Genomic DNA, 19,722 nt, shown 5'->3' with positions numbered 1-19,722 from the left:
ATTTATGGCTGTTATTTTATATAAACAGTTCAACACAAAAAAATATTAAATCATGAAAAAATTAGGATCTATTTTAATATACATGTTTTTACTTTTTTCTTGTAAAGGTCATGGACAAACTACTGATTCTGTAAGAGAAAATGAAAATTCAAATCAAGAAAGTTTTGTATTTAGTGGTGATTACAACGATTTATTGACCTTAGAAATGGCATCTGAAATTTCTGGTTTCGAAGCTTCAAAGGCTTCTAAAACACATACAATGAAAGGGATGATGGCTGAAATACTTAGATACTATTGGGATCATGATAGAAAAATAGTAATCGAAGGTTCGACCTTTCCACGTATCGATCTCGTACAAATAAAATGGGTGGATGGTGAAGCAGATATGGACTCTTTTTTAGATTTTATAGATCTTGAAAAACATCCAGAATTAATAAAAGTAAATGGCGTTGGTGAGACGGCCTATTGGAACCCCATAAAGTGCCATTTAGAAGTATACTATAACGGCATATCTTTTACGCTGCAAATAGATGTTTATAACGATGATAATATCGATAAAGAAAAAACCATAGCCTTGGCAAAAACAATTATTGAGGAGCGCATTAACTAAACTATTAAATAATATAAACATGAAAAATATATTAAAACTCACACTAGTAGTCCTGTTTTTTGTTTCCTGTAAAGACGCTAACCAATCCAAAGCTATGGAAAGTATATTGGAAGAAGTACGTGGTAATAATGAAGATATAAACGAGAAATACGATCTTCTATTAAAGGAATTAGGAACAGAAACACCTCTACCTGAAGAGCAATTAATGAAAGTATTCCCGAAAAACATGGGCGTTTTCAATTTGGATGCCTCAGATAATGGAAACAATAATCCTAGAATTACTTCTGATGAAACAGTGGTTGGAAGTTTTGGAGAAGGTAAAGTAAGAATAGAAATTTTAGATGCTGCTGGTAAAAATGTTATGGGCGCAATACTACCATTAAAAATGTTGCATCTCAACAAGATAACTTCAGAGCTTAACAATACCATTCGCTATTCAAAAAAAGAACGTAACGGTATATTAACTTTTTGTACTGATCGCGATGAAGCAGTTGGGGCAGATTATGAATCTGATATTAGGTTTCTTTATGATGATCGCTTTTATGTAATACTTGAAGGTAAAATGATGGATACAGATGCGCTTTGGCAAGCATTTGATATAAATGCTCTAAAAGGATATAAAGACATGAACTAGCAAATGTAATCATGAAAAACTCTAAAGAAACAGCCGGAACAAATCGGCGAGAATTAATAAAAACAATAACACAAAATTTATCAATTCTGTTGCTAATTATTGGGAGTTCTACTTTTGCCCAAACTCCCGAGCAACAAAAAATAATAGACAAAGCTATGAAAATGCAAGACAGCATTATGCAATGCATAACACTTGAAGAGATGTTACAGCAAGCCAAACAACAGGAGCAAAGAGTGGAATCTGATAAAAACTCTGATACTAACCCAACGTCAGAAACCATAAAAAAGGAAGATAAATATTGGAAAAACACATTAGTAAGTGATGCTAATTCAAAACTTAAAGGATGGAATAATGGAGCAGCCGATCTTGTTTTTAATTATTACTACGACCCAAGAAAAGATAAAGTAGAGTATGTTAAAGTTGGTAATATTAAAGCAGATGGTACTATTGAATTGAATCCTATAAATGAGATTCCTATTTTAAAACCCTTAAATAACTTTAAAAACAGCAATACCTTCTTTGATATTCATAATCCAGATTCTTATCAATTAACAAATGAAGATTCAGGCTTTAAACTCAATTCTTATGTATTGGTATATCAAAATGAAAAGCAAATAGGCCTTTTAACAATCGGAAATTCTGAAAAAGTTACCTTAAATCTATTAACCTCTGGAGATTTATATTTTGGAGATGAAGGGTATATATTATCATGGGTATTTGTAGATGAAGCGTGTGCTATAAAAGCAAATGAAAACTGGATAGGCGATTTAAGTAATACAGGGAATCCATTAGTAGTTGAAACACAGGTGGTCTATAATCTTAATTTTAACCCTGGATGGAATTTGGTGAAAACTGAAGTGATTGGTACATATGAATTTCCAAGTGCACCCGAAGAAGATCGGTCAAGGTATAAAAAGCATGAACATACTAGTATATCTTCCATACCTATAGATGCTACTTATTATTTTAGAAAGTCACCTCAATATTGATGTTTAAATAAAATATTAAATGAAAAACCATAACGATTATGTTTTCAAACTTAACACAAATTCAAGTTTCCGGGCTTATAGTTGTATTGGTTTTAACTCCTTTTTTAATTAAGTCTGTTCGGAATTTCTATTTAGCTAATGCTTCAAAACATTGGCCTAAAATTAGTGGTACTATAAAAGAGATGTCTGGTTTTGGTAAAAAATATAGTGTGTTATATGAATACACGGTAAATAGAGATACCTATAAAAGTAACAAAATTTGTTTTACAAATACAAACGCACCTGTTAGCGAAAGTGCCAGTGAATTTGAGAAAAAATATGCTTTAAATCAAATTATAAATGTGTTTTACAATCCCCAAAACCCAAAACAATCCGTTTTAGAACCAGGTAGAAAAGATGGACTTCTACAATCTATTATTTTTTTAGGAATACTTTTTGTTTTTGGTTGTTTGGCTGTGTTATACCAAGATCTATTCTTGCAGATTCTTGATCCTTATATACAAATTGTTTAATCTATAAAATTCTTCGAGGTTCTGCTTTGGGATTTTTAATAAAATTGTCATTCTCGCGACATACCTCGATAGTTCTGCTGCGAAGATAACAGTTGTTATGCTATTAGGTTTCAACCGATGGTTTGATTGTTTTAGTCGCGTAGGTGAATTACGTTCTTATGCATGATTGACACCCGTAATTAGAAAGAGTGAAAATAGACCCAGCCGAATTATTGAAATAGGAAATAAGAAACTACGTAATCTTTTATTCACGTGTAGCTTTAATGCATGTAAATACAACAAAGCTTGCCGAGATATTTATGAGCGTATAGTAACCAAAGGAAAGAGTAAAAAGTTAGCATTAATAGCTGTGTGCAATACGCTCTTAAAACATGCTTTTGCTATAGCTAAATCGGGATTGATTTATGAAGATTCTTACAGAAGTACTCTAGTGAAAAATTAAGAGGTTTTACTTGTTTTTTACCACAGTACTTTGTTATACACAGTTTTTTTTACATGCCTTCGTTTTCAAAGAAATTAATTTTTGATTTGTATTCTGTGTTATATTTATAAATCAAATCTATCAATTCAAGTTTTCTTTCTTTTTCAAGATACTTGTAACTCAAACTCTTGGAACTTAAATAATCGAAAAACAGGTTTTGATATTTTTCTGGTAATTTTAGTTCTTCTACTAAAAAGGTTTCATTCAAAATTTTATCTGTTTTAAACAGAGAAATAAAATCTTTAATACTCAACGTTTTTTCTTCTAAAGGCTGTTTGTCAGGTTTTTCATTTTTTTTAAATGAACCAATTAGCCCATCAACTAAGTATCCAATATTTCCTTTAGATGGTTCATAAAGTGTAGGGTTCTTAATAATATCATTTTTGATACTTTTATTTAAGTTCTTACTCAACGTTTCGCTATTTGTTTTGTAGCCATAAACCATAACTTCGTCCAAGTTATCAGGCGCCAATTCAATTACAATATCATTCTCAATTTGGCTTGTTTTCACTTCAAAAATATATGTCCTATAAGCTATGGATTTAAGCACAATAGAATCACCAACGTCTGCCTGTATTTCAAAATATCCGTCGGAATTTGAATCGGAATATATATTTTGGGTAGTATTTAGTATAGGAAAATTAGGCACTCTACCATCCAGATCGTATACATATCCCGAAATCTGTTGACTATAGGAATGGGGTGAAATTAGAATAATTACATAAAATAAATTCTTCATTTACTGGATATCTTGTAAAAATTGTGTGCAACGCGTAATACACACAAATATAATCTTTTAGAGGCGCCTATTCTAGGGTAATAACACTATTTATGTAGTTTAAGCTCATGTTAATAGCTAGATCATGATTAATTTACGACCCTTCTTACCGAAGTACTCTAGTGAGGAATTAAGAGGTTTTTACTTGTTTTTTACCACAGTACTTTGTTTGTAGTAGTGTTTTTTTAAATTCTTGTATTTCTTCGTATTTCTCAATTCCTAAATACTTAATCAATTTTAAAAAATGGATCTTATTTTTAGAGTAATATTCTATTAGAAGTTCTCACGTTTTTAGGAATTCAGTCTTATGCATAAGTTGAAAACTAGTGCCAATTATTTTTCCATTTGTAAAATGTAGTTCGCACATATTCTAATTTCTATGTTTGCCTTAAATGTAGCAGGTACATTATTTAAACATAAATATAATCTTTTAAAGCATTCTGCTCTAGTATAATAGTGCTGCTTTTGTGTGTGTTGTTATTTATAATAGTTGTGTAAAAAAGCCGTGTTAAAATAGATTTTTTCCATAACGAAATTAGAACTTGTCTATACGAAATCTTATCACAGTACTTTACTGTATTCGGGAATATGCTTTACTTATTTTTACTACAGTACGTTGGTGTAGGCGCTACATTGCTAATGTTTAAGTGGTGTTTTACGCATTCCAGCTGTGCTTGCGTTTTTTGGCTCTATCTTTTATTCTAGTGGTTTTAAATGTTAGGTTGTATATGCTCCAGCAATTTTAAGGTGCTTTGTGTTACATCTGTCCCACTAAGCAACAGGACCTAATTAAAAGGAAGAGCAAGACGCGATATGTACACAATTAGAGGGCATAAATAGTATTAATAGTATTTGTATTCACGTTCAAATATAAACGTTGGAATATCACTTTCGGAGACTATTTCTTTAGTCCAATTACCATTTTTATCATAATCATAGATATGCGTCCACTGGGTCTCTAAACTACCGTCTGGTTTATAACTGCTCATTTCCATTATATTTCCATGATCATTATATGTATACGTTTTCTTGTTTTGTAAATTGCCCTTAGAACTGTACAGATTCATCTCTGTTTTGTTTCCGTTATCATTATATTTATACGTCCACTTATACACTAAACTACCGTCTGAATCGAACTGACTCCACGCCATCCGATTTCCTTTATCGTCATATTTATAGGCGTCTTTACTGTCTACACTGCCGTCTGAATTGTAACCGATTCCCTCAATTTCATGTCCCTTAGTACCGTATTTATACGTTTCTTTACTAACTAAACTACCATCAGATTTGTAACTGTTCACTTCAGATTTATGTCCGTTATCATCATATTTATAAGTCAGCTTAGTCTCTACACTACCGTCTGAATTGTAACTGCTCTGTTCAATCTTTTGTCCTTTATCATTGTGTTTATAAGTCTCTTTACTTTCTATACTCCCATTAGATTTATACAGGTCCCACTCAACTTTATTTCCTTTAGTATCATATGTTGTCTGTTGATCTAATTCCATTGAATTTTCCTTTTTTTCTTTTCCTTTTTCAATTATAGATGAAAACGCTTTAAAGGATTGAACGCTACCGTTTAAATTATCTCTAGTCCAATCATTGTCTGCTTTTTGGTTAGAGCAGCTATTTAAAGAGACGGCCACTAGTAACATTAAGGTTAACTGCTTTATTTTATTCATTTTAGTTCTGTATGTTATTTTTAGTATTCATTTATCGTTCTATAGCGGTCTCGTCCTTAAATAGGGCTAAAGGTTAAAATTAAACTTTAACGGATAATATATATGCTAAATGTGGTGTTTAAAAATCTAAAGATAGGTGTAATGGGATTTTGTTTTAATAGGAGTGGTTTTCTTTAGTGCTGTTAGCCTATATTTTTTTGCTTTTTAGTATTTACATATATATTACTGTAATTCGATACTCTTTAATCCGAATGCTGTAGGAATCCTTTGTGTTAGGGGGTGTAAATAGGCTTATTAAGGGATCTCACACATCCTTTCGGTTTTTATCCAACATACGAATCTGTATTGCCCAAAACTTGCTAAAACGGCTATACTATAAATATTTTCGCAAAACACAACTGAGGCTACATATTTGGCTAGCTACCAAAAAAGCAAATTGCTTAACAGGATGTTCTTGGTTAGCCTTAGCAGGCATACATACTTCGTTATAGTGGCGTGTTCCTATCTATACAGATTCTAGAAGTTAATGTGCTAAATTTAGTAGGGTAACCCATACATGGTATAAAAATAGACAAGGTATAACGTAGTGGATACGGCATAACTTAATGTGGTTGCTGAGGGACAAGCCGTTGTAGTGGGTAAAACTTAGGTTGGTGCTAATAGGGACAATCAATTCGGGGTGATGCGTTCTCGACTACAAAAATCTGGAAGGTGTTTGGCTAAAGTATGACATGAATGGCTGGGGTAGTAAGAAAACGGCTAAATCCAAGATGAAGGGATGTAAACTAAAAAACAGTTACAAGAGTAGTCCTGTAACTGTTTAATTTATTAAGATTGATAAATAATCTGTGGTGATTATTCAGTTACTGTAATAGTCTTAGTTAATGTCTTTTCACAATAACCATCCTTTCCTGTTTCAGTTACTTTAACATGAGCTTTAACTTCATAAGTTCCTGCAGCTGCATATGTATGAGTTGCAGTTGTTCCAGTAGTCTCTGTGTTACCATCTCCAAAATCCCAAGTTACGGTATGATCAAGTGTATTTCCGGTTCCAATGTATGATACAGTAAATTCTACGACAAGTGGAGTAGTAGCGTCAGGAACTGTTTCTGTTAAATCGAACAAGGCGTCCCATTCAAAAGCGCAATCAATTACACTAGCAACAACATCGTCATCATTTTTACAAGACGTAAAAGATATAACGCATAAACATAAAAGTAGGGTAATTTTTTTCATAGGTGGGTTTTTTAATAATTAATAAAATTTAGGTTGCGAAACTACTGTTAATTTGTTTTAAACCTGTTCTTTAAGTGTTATTATATTTTATTCGTGCTCAATAAGCTGAATTTAAGATTGTTAAGATTTTTTTTTCTCTTTTTTAAAAACATATTACCAATTATAGGATTATTTTTCATGTTCTGCTCTGTCCATAACCGATTATTTCTCTGAGTTTTACAGAAATTCCATAACATTAATAGGATTGAAAATGTGAGATTTACAAAGGCTAAGGCTATTTGAAAAGGTTTAATGTTGTATTTACTTCTTTTTTATCGGACAACACTAATTAATAATATAAACTTGAGCTAGTCCCGAACAAGGTTGGAATAAAATCGGTTGCAGATGTGCATGTTGTGTACAAAGTGTTCAGGAGCGGTTAGGTTTTGTTGGTAGCCATTAAAACAAGTCTGGAAAGGTTACAACAGCTTGCACGATATCCGTTTTAAAACTTAGCGTAGGAGGTTGTAATGTTTATTTCTTACAAGATGCGCATTATGAGGATATTAAGGGTGTAGGGCTAAAGCAAGGGAAACCACAGTGTTTTAGCTCAGATTTTTTAATCTTGTTTTATCTAAAATAGGGGTGACCATTTGCTACAAAAAAACAGTTTAAATGAGTCTTTAGGTATGGTATGAAAAAGCTTGTGTATAGCAGTTACTCCCGCTGTATTTAGAAAAGATACAACAGCATAATAATACATTGGTATTTTAAAGGGTATTGGTAGCTGTATTGTGGGGTGTGATGTCTTATAAAAGAGATTTATAAGGACTTAAATTTCCAAAATTTGTTCTTAGGTAATGGCGCTTCAAAGGTTTGGATATCTTGCGTTCCGGGGATGGTATAGGTTAATTTCCAGGCATGAAGACATACCGATAGCGGTAAGTACTTTTGATCTGAGCCATATTTTTCGTCTCCTATAATAGGCAGTTCAATATGCGATAATTGTGCTCTAATTTGATGAAATCGGCCTGTTTTTGGTTTGACTTCTAGTAGATATCCGAAGTCGTTTTGGTCTATAACGCGATATGATAAACTACAATCTAAGGTGTTTTTAGATTTCGATGCTACGATATCGGCACGTTTGTCTTGGGTGTTTTTTACCAGAAAATTCACCAAATGCCCTTTTGGTTTTGGCGGTTTGTTCGCTACGATAGCCAAATAGGTTTTCTGAATATTACGGCCACTAAAAAGGGTATTAAATTGAACGAGTATGCTTTTTTTCTTAGCAAAAAGCAACACCCCACTGGTTACACGATCGAGTCTGTGTACAACGCCTACATAGGGTGTTTTCTTCGTTTTTAGAATGTGATTATAAACCTGATTTTCGACTGTATTTGTCTCGAATGGACTTTTTTCTGTAATAAGCCCAGCGGTTTTATTCACAACAATATAATCGTTGTTTTCATCGACAAGTTCAAGTTTGGTCATGACGCGTACCCGTTTTTAACGTCTTCTTTTTTTAGATGTATTTTTCTTTTTTCGGCGCGATCCATAAGACGTATCTTCAGTAGTTACAGGAATAGCATCGTCGAAAGTGTTTTTAACCGGTTTAAGATTTACCTTTTTCCAACCTTTGTTTTCCTTTTTCTCTGGTAATAACACATCTAATAAATCGGTTCTACCCACCTTGTTTAAGGTCTTTTTAATCCAATCTTTATTTTCCGGTTTATACCAAAAGAAGAACCGGTGTTGTTCGTCTTTCTCTTTTTTCGACTTCGGTGTTTTTGTTGGTTTTAACGTATAGGGATGATAACCACTATAATAAATAACCGTGGCCACCGTCATTGGTGTAGGCGTAAACCCTTGTACTTGCTCTAACTGAAAGCCCATGTCTTTAGTTTCGGCGGCTAGATTAGCCATATCCTCAACTTCGCAAGCAGGATGATTTGAAATAAAATACGGAATCAATTGCAACTTTAAGTCCTTCTTAATATTGATTTTATCGAAACGTTCTTTAAACTTATGAAAATATTTAAAAGACGGTTTACGCATCAACTTTAAAACCGGATCCGACGTATGTTCTGGAGCGACTTTTAAACGTCCAGAAATATGCTTGGTCATCACTTCTTCGGTGTAATCGTCTAATTCTTTTGGGTCTGCGTTTTTGTTAAACTCAGGGACCAACATATCATGACGGATACCACTACCAATAAACGATTTCTTTATTTTAGGATGCTTGTCTACAGCGCGATATAATTCGGTTAATGGCTTGTGAGACGTATCTAAATTACTACAAATTACAGGCGAAATACAAGACGGTGCCACGCATTTGTCGCAAATAGATTGTACTTTACCTTTCATTTTATACATATTCGCAGACGGGCCACCAATATCTGATAAATAGCCTTTAAAGTCAGGCATATTTGCCACTTTATCGACTTCTCTTAATACCGACTCCTGACTACGGCTGGCAATAAATTTCCCTTGATGTGCCGAAATGGTACAAAAACTACAGCCTCCAAAACATCCACGGTGAATGTTGATGGAAAATTTAATCATTTCGAACGCAGGTATTGGTCCACGTTTGTCATATTTTGGATGCGGTAATCGGGTGTAAGGTAAATCGAAAGACGCATCAATTTCTTCCTCTAACATGGTTGGAAACGGTGGATTAATCACCAGTTTCTTATTGTTTACATCTTGCAGAATACGGTTTGCGTGTAGCTTATTCGATTCTTGTTCGATGATTTTAAAGTTCGATGCAAATTTCTTTTTATCGCTTAAACATACGGTATGCGATTGAATTTCGACATCTTCCCAGTTTTTATTCTTCGGAAGCGGTTCGTCTTCATTCAGTAAAAAAGCGGTTTGCTTAATGGTTCTAAGACTAGAAAAAGGAACTCCTTTTTGTAACAACTCTACAATTTCTCGTAGCGGTTGTTCGCCCATACCATACACCAACATATCTGCCTTTGAGGTTTCTAAAATGGTAGGCATAAGTTTATCGCTCCAATAATCGTAATGGGTAACACGACGCAAAGAAGCTTCGATACCACCAATTAAAACAGGGACATTAGGAAATTTATCTTTTAAAATAGTTGAATATACCGAGGTGGCATAATCGGGTCTAAACCCTTTGTCTCCATTAGGGGTATAAGCATCATTATCACGACTTTTTTTACTAGCCGTATAATTACTCACCATCGGATCCATACAACCACCAGTCACTCCAAAGAATAATTTTGGGGTACCTAGTTTTGTGAAATCTTGTAAATTATCGTTAACGCTGGGTTGCGGAACAATCGCGACCTTTAGTCCGTAACTTTCTAAAATACGACCAATAACTGCAGGTCCGAAAGAGGGATGATCTACGTAAGCGTCTCCGCTAAATAGAATAACATCCAATTCTTCCCAACCGCGAAGTTTAACTTCTTTGTTAGTCGTTGGTAACCAATCTGTGAGTTTATTTTTATGCATATGTGGGCAAAGGTACAATTAAATTCTTTTACTACTTAATACTATATGTTAACAGATAGAACTTGTTCAAGAATATTAGGTTTGATGCCTTAAATAGTACTAAGTGTTTGAGTAATAGTGCTTCGGTTGCGTGTTTGCGACCTTAAATAATTTCTATTTTTACTGATGTGATGGCGTATGATAATAAGAAATTATACCGTATACTTTTTATGCTTTCTTGCGGTTTTGTAACGTGTTTTTTATTTTTTGATACACGATTAAATATAATGTAGCTGCTGCAAATGAAATAATTGTACCGAGATATATACCATAAATAGGATATACAATAGATATGACTAATGAATAAATAATTAATGAAAACATACCTATAGGAACATTTTTAATCACGGTATGCACATGTTCTTTTGAATAAGTAAAGTGAATAATTAGCATTAACGGAAATAGCGTGGTTGGAAAGGCCGAAAAAAGTCCAGCCCAAGTTGGTCCCACATATTTAGGGGCAGTAGTAATTAATAGAATAATTAAGGCGGCGAAAAAAGCTCTAATACATATAATTTTAGGACTAAGTTTTGCTTTCGTTAAGATGTTAATGTTCTTAATGTGTCTGAAGAGATAGATGTACAGAAACGAAAACGAAATGGGTATAAATATGGCTATATACCTATTGATTTTAAAAAGATGTAATATCCAAACGATTATAAAATACCCTAAAATGGCACTTAAAGACGATAATAGAATATTGTATTTAGTAAAGTACATGGATGCGATGTAGTACACATACACAAAGGTTAAAGATGCCGTTAAGCCAATCATATTATAAACGGCGCTTTCTGCAGCAAATTCTGGACTAACTTCTAATCCGAAGAAAAATAGTGTTATCGCAGAACCTGTTGGATACCCTGATAAAACTCCTGCAACCTTCGGACTCACATTTTCAGCCAGAAGTGATAAGCCAATCACAAAAGCAATGGCAACAATTAATTTAATTAAGAATAGTAATTCAATCATTTAATACAGGTTAATCTTTTAATTTTAGTGACGGGATCGCTGTTCTTATCGTTACAAAACAAAAGAATAATTTAATCCGGTGCGCTACACGGCTAAGCTATAGATAAAGAGTATAGCATTTCAACTACGGTAAAACGTAATTGAACAGCTGCGTATGAAACCATTAAACGAGACTGATTTGTTTCGTGATAAGGGCGGACAAAAGTAAGGTATTATAAGAGACGTCGATATAATTTTTTTGTCATCTTCTACACCTGTTTTTATTCTGTTTGTAGTTTAATCCAATCTGTAATGTATACGAGCACTTTAGGAGAAAATGTCTCCTCTATAGTTGCGTATTCTGCAGGAGAACCTGTATTGCTTTCCTGAAATAAATGGTTTAAATTTTCGAATGCTTTTGTTGTTACGTTAGTATTTCCACCTTTTGTTAGTGCGTTTTGTATGGCTGTTAGATTTTCTTGTGGTGGCACTTGTAAATCCTTTTCGCCATTCACAGCTAAAACAGGACACTTTACGTTTTCTAAAGTTAGCGCAGGATTAAATTTTATAAAGTACACCATCCAAGGACTAGAAATTTCATCGACTTGCATGGATACAAATTCATCTTTCTGCATTCCATTTAGAATTTTAGCATCAGCATCAGTTTCAAGTAAAGCATTCAATTGGTTTGTTAGTTTTATTTGTAGTGCTTCATTATTTGTTGAGGTAACAACCGTTTCAAATAATTTAGCATTGGCTTCAATTGCTTTCTTTATGTCGGCTTCGGAAGCACCATTTACTCTTGCAATACGTTCTTGTTGAAGTAGCAACAATTGGTCTCCTTGAATTCCTGTCCCTGCTAATAACACTATAAAACTAACATCTTTAGACTTTGAAGCCACCATAGGTGCAATTAAGCCCCCTTCGCTATGACCAATCAAACCAATTTTGGTTTTGTTAATGTCTTTTCTTGTTTTTAAATATGCAATAGCACTTTCTACATCTGTCGCAAAGTCGGCTGAAGTTGCAGATTTAAAATCTCCGGAAGATTGTCCAACGCCTCTATCGTCATATCTTAAAACTGCAATTCCGTTTTTTGTTAAATAATCCGAAATTACTAAAAAGGGTTTGTGTCCTAATAATTCCTCGTCTCTGTTCTGTGGTCCGCTTCCTGTAATTAAAATAACGACTGGAAAAACACCTTCTTTTTTAGGTAAGGTTAATGTTCCTGCTAATGAAATATTTGCTTCTAAATTTTTAAAAGTGACATCTTCCGAATAATACGGATAAGGTTTTGTTGGTTCTTGAGGGCGTTTTACAATGTCTTTTTCTATAACTTGTCTTGATAAATTCATAGGGAATTCTTGTCCGCCTTGTTTAAACGTTCCTACAAATTCATCTTCATTTAATGTGCCTTCATATTTAATTTGTGCATTAGTAATTTCAAATGTTATGTTGGAATTATTAAAAGTAGTATGCGTTACAGGAATATCTTTTGCACCTTGATCTGGGCTGTCCATTGTAGAACTATATCCAACGTCAGTTTTAGTTACATTAAAAACCAACCTTAATTGTGTGCCTTGTACTTGTAAAACACCATTCCATTGTCCCGTAATATCTTGTGCAGTTAATAATAAAGAAGTGAATATCGCAATAAGTAATATAAAAGTATGTTTCATATGTTGTTTGTCTAATGGTCTATTTTATTCGTAATGTTTGTTTACAATATTACTATCGTTTAGTTCTGAAAATAGTAAATAATTAAAAAGACCATACGTTTTGGCTAGCCCTGAAATAGTACTAAAGATTAAATATGATTTTTTTTTGCTGATAATAGAAATATTCTATTTGCCACTTTGAAACCTAAAGATAAATGTAATCTCATTTGGTTGTATAAATTAATTGCATTTTTTGTTGCGCTTTTGTTGTGTTACTCGTTAGTACTGATTTTGACTGAATAATACACAGAAAATAAGTCTGTTAGTGCTTTCAAAGTAGGTTTTTATTCGCCTTTTGCTAGACATTACTCAGACATGGTTTTGTAAGACACTGTCTTTGTAACGCTGCATTATATATGATTTTTAATATCTTTAGTAAAAAAAATAAAATATGAAAATGCGTTCCTTCCTTTTAATAGGCTTTTGTCTCGTTTGTCTCATTAAAACAACAACAATCCAAGCACAGATTCTGCCTGAAAGAGATCGTGCAGAAATGCGAGATGCCATTTTAAAAGATCGTTTTGAACATGTGCTACCTAAACTAATGGATGACAACACTATTGATATGTGGTTAGTTATTGCTAGAGAATATAATGAAGACCCTGTTATGAAAACCATGTTGCCAGCAACTTGGTTAAATGCAAGACGCCGCACCATTTTAGTGTTTTACCGAAATAAAGAAACAAATACTACCGAACGATTGGCTGTTTCGCGCTACGATGTGGGAGAGAATATAACCTCGGCATGGGATAAAGAAGAACAAGAAAGCCAATGGGCGCGTTTGGTAGAATTGATCGAGGAGCGTGATCCTAAAACCATTGGCATCAATGTTTCTGAACATTTTGGAATTGTAGATGGATTAGTGAAAACCGATTACACCGAACTTATGGACGTACTTCCTGCTAAATACAAAACCCGTATCGTATCTGCAGAACCGTTAGCCATTGGTTGGATAGAAACCAGAACCCCTAAAGAAATGGAGTTGTATAACCAACTTGTAAATATTACAAGTGCTATTATAGATGAAGCTTTCAGTACAGCTGTAATCACAGCAGGCGTTACGACAACAGATGATGTGGTTTGGTGGATGCGTCAAAAAGTTACAGATCTTGGTTTAGAAACATGGTTTCATCCTACTATTGATGTGCAACGCAATAGTGAAGCATTAAATAGCCAGGTTGATTCTTTTTCTAAAGGAGAGCAAGCAAAAGTTATTCTTCCGGGCGATTTATTACATTGTGATTTTGGAATCACCTACATTACATTAAATACCGATTGCCAGCGCCATGCCTATGTGTTAAAGGCGGGAGAAACCGAAGTGCCTTCCTTTTTAAAAGATGCTTTCGCAAAAGGAAACCGCATACAAGATATTTTTACAAACAATTTTAAAGTAGGAAGAACGGGTAATGAGGTTTTGGCAATGTCTCTAGCGGAAGGAAAAGCAGAGGGTATGCGCCCGGCCATTTATACACATCCTTTAGGGAATTATGGGCATAGCTCGGGAACAACTTTAGGTATGTGGGATTCGCAAGATGGCGTACCTGTAAAAGGGGATTATCCGCTTCATGAAAATACCGTTTATGCTATAGAACTCAATACCACGGTAAACATTCCAGAATGGAATAAAGACATCCGTATTATGTTAGAAGAAGCAGGCTATTTGGGACCTCATGGTTTTAGATTTGTTAATGGAAGACAGAAAGCTATTAAAGTGGTAAAGTGATTTCAATAACATAGGAGTAGAGCAGATATATTCTATGCTTGATTGAATAGTTAGGACTGTCTGCACACAATTCTTTTAGATATATAAATAAGCTATTTTGTTTTTAGATGCTTTTTTAACACGATATCATCCAAGAGGAGTGTTTCATTTTTTTGCTAAAAGTGAGGCTTTTCTGTTTAAATGTTGTGAATTTTGCTTTTTTATTCCGCTTGACATTTTGTTGCCAACAGTTGCATTATGAGACCTATAGGGTTTAAGTTGCCAACTTTTAAAATGACACAAATTAGGTTAATGATTTGTTTTTCAGTGTTATAGTTGTGATTGGTTCGCTTTTTGCATAGTCCAAAGTGGAGGTTTTTTTAGTCTTTTTATATTAATTTAATCACTTTTAGTTTGGGATAGTTCTGTTAAAAAATTTTGTAAATGTTAATAGATGCATATCTTTGTACCAACAATTATACTTTAAATATGAAAAAACCCACTATCGGATTTATCGGACTCGGCCTTATGGGAGGTAACATGGTTGAAAATCTTCAAAAGAGAGGTTTCGAGCTAACAGTAATGGATCTTAACAAAGACGAGGTAGCAAAAGTTATCGCTCGCGGTAATGCTACTGAAGCTAAATCACCAAAAGAATTAGCTGAAAAGAGCGATATCATTATGTTCTGTTTAACCACTTCTGCTGTAGTTGAAAAGATCGTTTACGGTGAAGAAGGTATTTTAGCAGGTATTAAAGAAGGTGCTGTTTTAATAGATTTCGGAACGTCGATTCCTGCATCTACCATTAAAATTGGTAAAGATCTTGCTGAAAAAGGAGCAGGTATGATTGATGCTCCACTTGGACGCACACCAGCTCATGCCAAAGACGGATTGCTTAACATTATGGCAGCCGGGAATAAAGAAACTTTTGAAAAAGTTAAACCAGTTTTAGACGAACAAGGTGAAAACGTATTCTTTATGGGACCTCTTGGTGCTGGACATACAACTAAGCTGATTAATAATTTTATGGGAATGACTACTGTAGTCGCTATGTCTCAAGCTTTCGCAGCAGCGAAACTTGCTGGCGTAGACGGACAACAACTGTTTGATATCATGTCCGCTGGACCGTCAAATTCACCATTCATGAAATTCTGTAAAAACTACGCTGTAGACAACGTAAGTGATTTAGGTTTCTCTATTGCTAATGCAAATAAAGATTTAGGTTATTTTGTACAAATGATGAATGATCTTGGTACAACTTCAAATATAGCAGAAGCTACTTCAGGTAACCTTCAAGCAGCAGTAAATGCAGATATGGGAAGTGGTAATGTTCCAGAAATTTTTGATTATTTCGTTACATTGAAGAAATAAAACTTTGCTTTTTTTAGCGGAGTAGACTATTATAAACACTCTTAATATATAGCACTTATGCACTATATATTAAGAGTGTTTCATTTTAAGTATACTCAATATTAATGAAATTCTAAAGAGCGCGATTTTTTATAGATTTATGCCTTTAAAATATCTAATTCTATATTTAATAATTGAAGTAATAGAGCTTTGTTTTTTATATTAATAACTCTCTTATCCTCTTCAAAACTACCTTCATCTTTAAATTGTTTTAGACTTCTTCCCAAGCTTTCTGGTGAAGTACCAATAATGTTAGCCAAATCTTCTCGTGTTAAATCTATTCCATTTCCTTCTTCCTGTTTTTTAAACCGATTTTCGAGAATAAGTAAATTGATAGCCAATCGTGCATTTAGATTTTTTTGGGCAAGTACAGCGATGATATTCGCAAGAACTCCAAACTCGTAACCTATGTTTTTTATAAAAGTGTGTTGTAGTGTAGGGATGTCTTGTAGTAATTTTAAAAAAACATCTTTAGCTATAAAATTCACTTCGAGAGCTTCCAAAGCTTCACAAGAATTTTGATATCGCTCTTCTCCAAATAAGGCATGATATCCTAAAACATCGCCAGGCGTATAGATGTAAAATATTTGTTCTGTACCTGAAAATCCACGCTTAATGTACTGTAATATAACACATGTTATGTTTAAGATGTCGTTAGTCGTATGTTTGTATTCAGTTTAACTTAATGAGCGCGTACATGGAACGTCAGTCTATTGAATCTAAGTATATCCAACAATCAAAACATGTTAATATCGAATTATAAGATAGTAAATGAAAAAAGGAACAAAATTATACAGCATTTTAAACCTAAAATGCCCACGTTGCCAAATTGGAAATTTATTTAATAATCCTGGATTACTAGTGTTTTCAAGAATCTTGGAAATGCCTGATAAATGCCAACATTGTCAGCAAGATTTTAAACAGGAACCAGGTTTTTATACGGCGGCTTTATGGATTAGTTATCCTATAGTGCTTGTTATTTTTGTGCCATTAATTATACTGGGGTATTCCTTAGAAAGTATTCATGGTTTTTTTAAAATTATGTATCCCTTTATTATACTCATAAGTCTTCTGCTACAGATTCCGTTAATGCGTATCGCAAGAGCTATTTTATTGAATATAACTATTGATTATTCAACAAGGTGGAAAACTTAATAATGGGTTAAAATCAATATATAATCAGAAAATAATACATAAAGAATTTACACCAAAATTATTTTCTCTTTTAATAAAATGGATCTCTAAAGAAATCGTAACTAAAGATATACACTTCGGGTCAATCGTGAGGATTATTGTCTTGCCACTAGCTATTGCAACAGGTGTCTCTCCTGAAAAAGTAATTTTAACAGCTATTATTATTATTATTATTTATGCATTTGGAAGAAGTCGGGTTTAGATAGAAGGGCCAACAGCCGCGTTTATTGTTATTTATATCGTTCAAGAATATGGCACAGATAGTTTAACAATAGCTGATTTCTCCTTCAGGTCTATGATAAGCATGATATCCATGGGCATAATGTGCATGATCTCCTAAAGGTGCTAGATGCGTTTGTGTCTTATCAATTATATACATAGATATAGTGTAAATATTTTATATTAGGTGGTTCGTTTTTTCAAATTTAAAATAGTTTATTAATGAGTGCTTTTAGTTCTTTTATAGCTAGAAGTTCATTTTTGTTTTGAGGACTTGAGCTGTTTTTTAGAAAACTCAAAAAGTATAATTGGTAAATATCGTCCGTCATAATATTATCGAGGTTGACATTAGCAAAGCCAATGATTTTTAATTTTTCGACTCCTTGTTGTAATAGCATTTCTTTACTTTCCTGAATGAGGCTTATATGTTTATTCATAGCTATTAATATTTCTTTTCCCAAAAATTGAGTTTACCATCATAGTCTGTATATTCTAAATCAAAGCCTTCAGGAATTTCTAACCATTCGCTCCAATATGTCACGAGACGTGTTCCTATTGGTGTTTTTTTTAATTCATTTTCTACGTATTTAGAATAGGCAATATATAATGTCTCGTCAAGAGGGATAGTCGTGTCTATTGCGAGATAGTGTCCTACATTTTCATAAAAAGAATTATAAAAATAAAAGGCATTATAATTGGAAAATGAAATTTCAGTAATATTAGAATGAATAAATTCTACATTTTTTATCTTATGTTTTTTTGCTATTTTTTGGGATATTTTTACCAAGCCCTCTCGCTGTTCAACACCATAAAAATGACCTTTTGTTGAAGCGGCACCTATCAAACAAAATTTGCCTACTCCAGAACCAATATCTAAAACTTTGCAATTGGGTTTGTCTACCAAATAATCGGCAGCCAATTTGGCGATTTCTACAGGTGTCCAATGACATTCTGAAAGCTTTTTAATAGCTAAAGGATATAGCGTATTAAAAAGTTTATCTTCGATGTCTATTTTTAATTCTAGGTTTTTAAATATCATTTTGTCAACTGTATATAATCTTGGAAAGTCAATAAGGAAACCGTATCTATTTTGGCTGTTAAAATTGCAAACAGTAGTTAGAAGGCGTAGTTTAATGTATGTTATTTGCTTTTGTAGGTCATTATTTTGCTTTATATTTTTACAATCGAATGGTGCAATTTAGCGAAACGTATTATTAGTTCTAGTACCCCAAACAGATCCAAATTTTAGTAAGCTTTCATTAAAGGTTAGTTCAATTAAATCGATTGTGACAATCTACATTTGACTAAAATCGTAGAGTCCTTTTTTTTGTAACCATAAATGATGTTTTTAAAGACCTGCATTATAGTGTATTTATTTTTGAAATAGTTTTAAATTTCATTGAAAAGGTATACGCTTTTAAAGCTTGTCTCTAGGCTATTTGTTATGTTGTCTTCTTACTTTTGTCTAATAGCCTGAATTCACTAATTCTTGACTAGACATTGCTTTTAAATTTAGTGTCAAAACATATCTCTTACAAGTTAGCAAAACAGGAGCCATTATATCGCTTCTAGATAAATAAATGTATCACCATTAATTGTTTTTATATAAGTGTTCTGATATTATTTACATATATTTTTCTTTAATTGTATTTGTGCTTTCGGACATTTTACATCGCTATAAATGCAGTAAACACAACAATCCTTAATATTTTGTATCCCAAAAAGAGTATGACAACACACACACTTACTATTAATATGCTTACCTGTTTTTGGCATTTTCAGTTGGTACTTAGAACCGCAATTAGGACAGTTTATAATAGCTTCCGTTATGATTTTTAACATTTTATATACTGTTACATTTTTGTGAATATTGTAATACTCTAGAAACGATTTCGTAGTTTACAAAAGATGGTTACAATAGTTTATTTGTAGTTTACAAAGGTAGTTTACACAAAAACAAAACAGGTTGATGAAAGTCTTGATGTAATTTGATTGGTCTCAAAGGTAGTTCAAACTATGTACTTTAGTGCATTTCGCTTTAGCTTCTAAAAACTTTACCTTAGCCTTATGAATGAACAAAGATCCAATGGCCATAGTATATCTCGATTGAG

At 33.2% G+C, this 19,722-nt stretch carries 18 protein-coding genes and 1 pseudogene; 8 read left to right on the top strand and 11 right to left on the bottom strand.

Annotated elements, in window-relative coordinates; all coding sequences use genetic code 11:
* Window positions 1-52: 52 nt before the first annotated feature.
* From R6X41_RS15480 to R6X41_RS19845, 5 genes and pseudogenes are all read left to right on the top strand, one after another.
* The gene (locus tag R6X41_RS15480; RefSeq protein WP_318501254.1) at window positions 53-610 is read left to right on the top strand and encodes a hypothetical protein; all 558 of its coding nucleotides are present in this window, start codon (window positions 53-55) and stop codon (window positions 608-610) included.
* Window positions 611-704: 94 nt separating this feature from the next.
* Window positions 705-1,244: a hypothetical protein gene (locus R6X41_RS15475; RefSeq protein ID WP_318501253.1), complete on the top strand. Its 540-nt coding sequence runs from the start codon at window positions 705-707 to the stop codon at window positions 1,242-1,244.
* A gap of 11 nt (window positions 1,245-1,255) precedes the next feature.
* The gene (locus tag R6X41_RS15470) at window positions 1,256-2,233 is read left to right on the top strand and encodes a hypothetical protein (RefSeq protein ID WP_318501252.1); all 978 of its coding nucleotides are present in this window, start codon (window positions 1,256-1,258) and stop codon (window positions 2,231-2,233) included.
* Window positions 2,234-2,271: 38 nt separating this feature from the next.
* Window positions 2,272-2,745, top strand: coding sequence for a DUF3592 domain-containing protein (locus R6X41_RS15465; RefSeq protein WP_318501251.1), 474 nt, complete (start codon window positions 2,272-2,274; stop codon window positions 2,743-2,745).
* Window positions 2,746-2,890: 145 nt separating this feature from the next.
* Window positions 2,891-3,187: pseudogene (locus R6X41_RS19845) on the top strand (transposase); the annotation flags it as partial.
* Between the two features lie 49 nt (window positions 3,188-3,236).
* Here the strand turns inward: R6X41_RS19845 and R6X41_RS15455 are convergent.
* The 7 genes from R6X41_RS15455 to R6X41_RS15425 form a co-directional block, all read right to left on the bottom strand.
* The gene (locus tag R6X41_RS15455) at window positions 3,237-3,965 is read right to left on the bottom strand and encodes a peptidase associated/transthyretin-like domain-containing protein (protein ID WP_318501250.1); all 729 of its coding nucleotides are present in this window, start codon (window positions 3,963-3,965) and stop codon (window positions 3,237-3,239) included.
* A gap of 881 nt (window positions 3,966-4,846) precedes the next feature.
* Complete coding sequence (locus R6X41_RS15450; RefSeq protein ID WP_318501249.1) at window positions 4,847-5,686, bottom strand: hypothetical protein; 840 nt, start codon at window positions 5,684-5,686, stop codon at window positions 4,847-4,849.
* Between the two features lie 855 nt (window positions 5,687-6,541).
* Window positions 6,542-6,922 (bottom strand): PKD domain-containing protein, encoded by a 381-nt coding sequence (locus R6X41_RS15445; protein ID WP_318501248.1) that lies wholly within the window; start codon window positions 6,920-6,922, stop codon window positions 6,542-6,544.
* Between the two features lie 801 nt (window positions 6,923-7,723).
* The gene (locus R6X41_RS15440) at window positions 7,724-8,392 is read right to left on the bottom strand and encodes an RluA family pseudouridine synthase (protein WP_318501247.1); all 669 of its coding nucleotides are present in this window, start codon (window positions 8,390-8,392) and stop codon (window positions 7,724-7,726) included.
* 15 nt (window positions 8,393-8,407) lie between these two features.
* Window positions 8,408-10,381 carry a YgiQ family radical SAM protein gene (locus R6X41_RS15435; RefSeq protein WP_318501246.1) on the bottom strand — a complete coding sequence of 658 codons (1,974 nt, stop codon included), beginning with the start codon at window positions 10,379-10,381 and terminating at the stop codon, window positions 8,408-8,410.
* A 207-nt stretch (window positions 10,382-10,588) separates the two neighbouring features.
* A complete protein-coding gene (locus tag R6X41_RS15430; RefSeq protein ID WP_318501245.1) occupies window positions 10,589-11,389 on the bottom strand; it encodes a hypothetical protein in 801 nt (266 codons plus the stop codon).
* Window positions 11,390-11,649: 260 nt separating this feature from the next.
* Window positions 11,650-13,047 (bottom strand): alpha/beta hydrolase family protein, encoded by a 1,398-nt coding sequence (locus tag R6X41_RS15425; protein ID WP_318501244.1) that lies wholly within the window; start codon window positions 13,045-13,047, stop codon window positions 11,650-11,652.
* Window positions 13,048-13,483: 436 nt separating this feature from the next.
* On the opposite strand from R6X41_RS15425, the gene R6X41_RS15420 reads away from it, so the two are divergent.
* The gene (locus R6X41_RS15420) at window positions 13,484-14,809 is read left to right on the top strand and encodes a M24 family metallopeptidase (RefSeq protein ID WP_318501296.1); all 1,326 of its coding nucleotides are present in this window, start codon (window positions 13,484-13,486) and stop codon (window positions 14,807-14,809) included.
* A 468-nt stretch (window positions 14,810-15,277) separates the two neighbouring features.
* Window positions 15,278-16,159 carry an NAD(P)-dependent oxidoreductase gene (locus R6X41_RS15415; protein ID WP_318501243.1) on the top strand — a complete coding sequence of 294 codons (882 nt, stop codon included), beginning with the start codon at window positions 15,278-15,280 and terminating at the stop codon, window positions 16,157-16,159.
* A 137-nt stretch (window positions 16,160-16,296) separates the two neighbouring features.
* Here the strand turns inward: R6X41_RS15415 and R6X41_RS15410 are convergent, their stop codons facing one another.
* Window positions 16,297-16,815: a Crp/Fnr family transcriptional regulator gene (locus R6X41_RS15410; RefSeq protein ID WP_318501295.1), complete on the bottom strand. Its 519-nt coding sequence runs from the start codon at window positions 16,813-16,815 to the stop codon at window positions 16,297-16,299.
* A gap of 154 nt (window positions 16,816-16,969) precedes the next feature.
* Here R6X41_RS15410 and R6X41_RS15405 point away from each other — a divergent pair, with 154 nt between their 5' ends.
* Window positions 16,970-17,353, top strand: a complete 384-nt coding sequence (locus R6X41_RS15405; protein ID WP_318501242.1) for a DUF983 domain-containing protein — start codon at window positions 16,970-16,972, stop codon at window positions 17,351-17,353.
* Between the two features lie 464 nt (window positions 17,354-17,817).
* Here R6X41_RS15405 and R6X41_RS15400 read toward each other — a convergent pair whose 3' ends face one another.
* From R6X41_RS15400 to R6X41_RS19805, 3 genes are all read right to left on the bottom strand, one after another.
* On the bottom strand, window positions 17,818-18,072 hold the full coding sequence (locus R6X41_RS15400) for a hypothetical protein (RefSeq protein ID WP_318501241.1): 255 nt from the start codon (window positions 18,070-18,072) through the stop codon (window positions 17,818-17,820).
* Window positions 18,054-18,650, bottom strand: a complete 597-nt coding sequence (locus R6X41_RS15395) for a methyltransferase domain-containing protein (protein WP_318501240.1) — start codon at window positions 18,648-18,650, stop codon at window positions 18,054-18,056. The genes R6X41_RS15400 and R6X41_RS15395 overlap by 19 nt, the downstream gene beginning before the upstream one ends.
* A 581-nt stretch (window positions 18,651-19,231) precedes the next feature.
* Window positions 19,232-19,453, bottom strand: a complete 222-nt coding sequence (locus R6X41_RS19805; protein WP_412176274.1) for a GDCCVxC domain-containing (seleno)protein — start codon at window positions 19,451-19,453, stop codon at window positions 19,232-19,234.
* Window positions 19,454-19,722 lie beyond the last annotated feature (269 nt).

Source organism: Formosa sejongensis (assembly GCF_033447105.1).
GTDB lineage: Bacteria > Bacteroidota > Bacteroidia > Flavobacteriales > Flavobacteriaceae > Formosa.
Note: the sequence above shows the minus strand (reverse complement) of the source record. Positions and strands in the feature narration are given on the sequence as shown.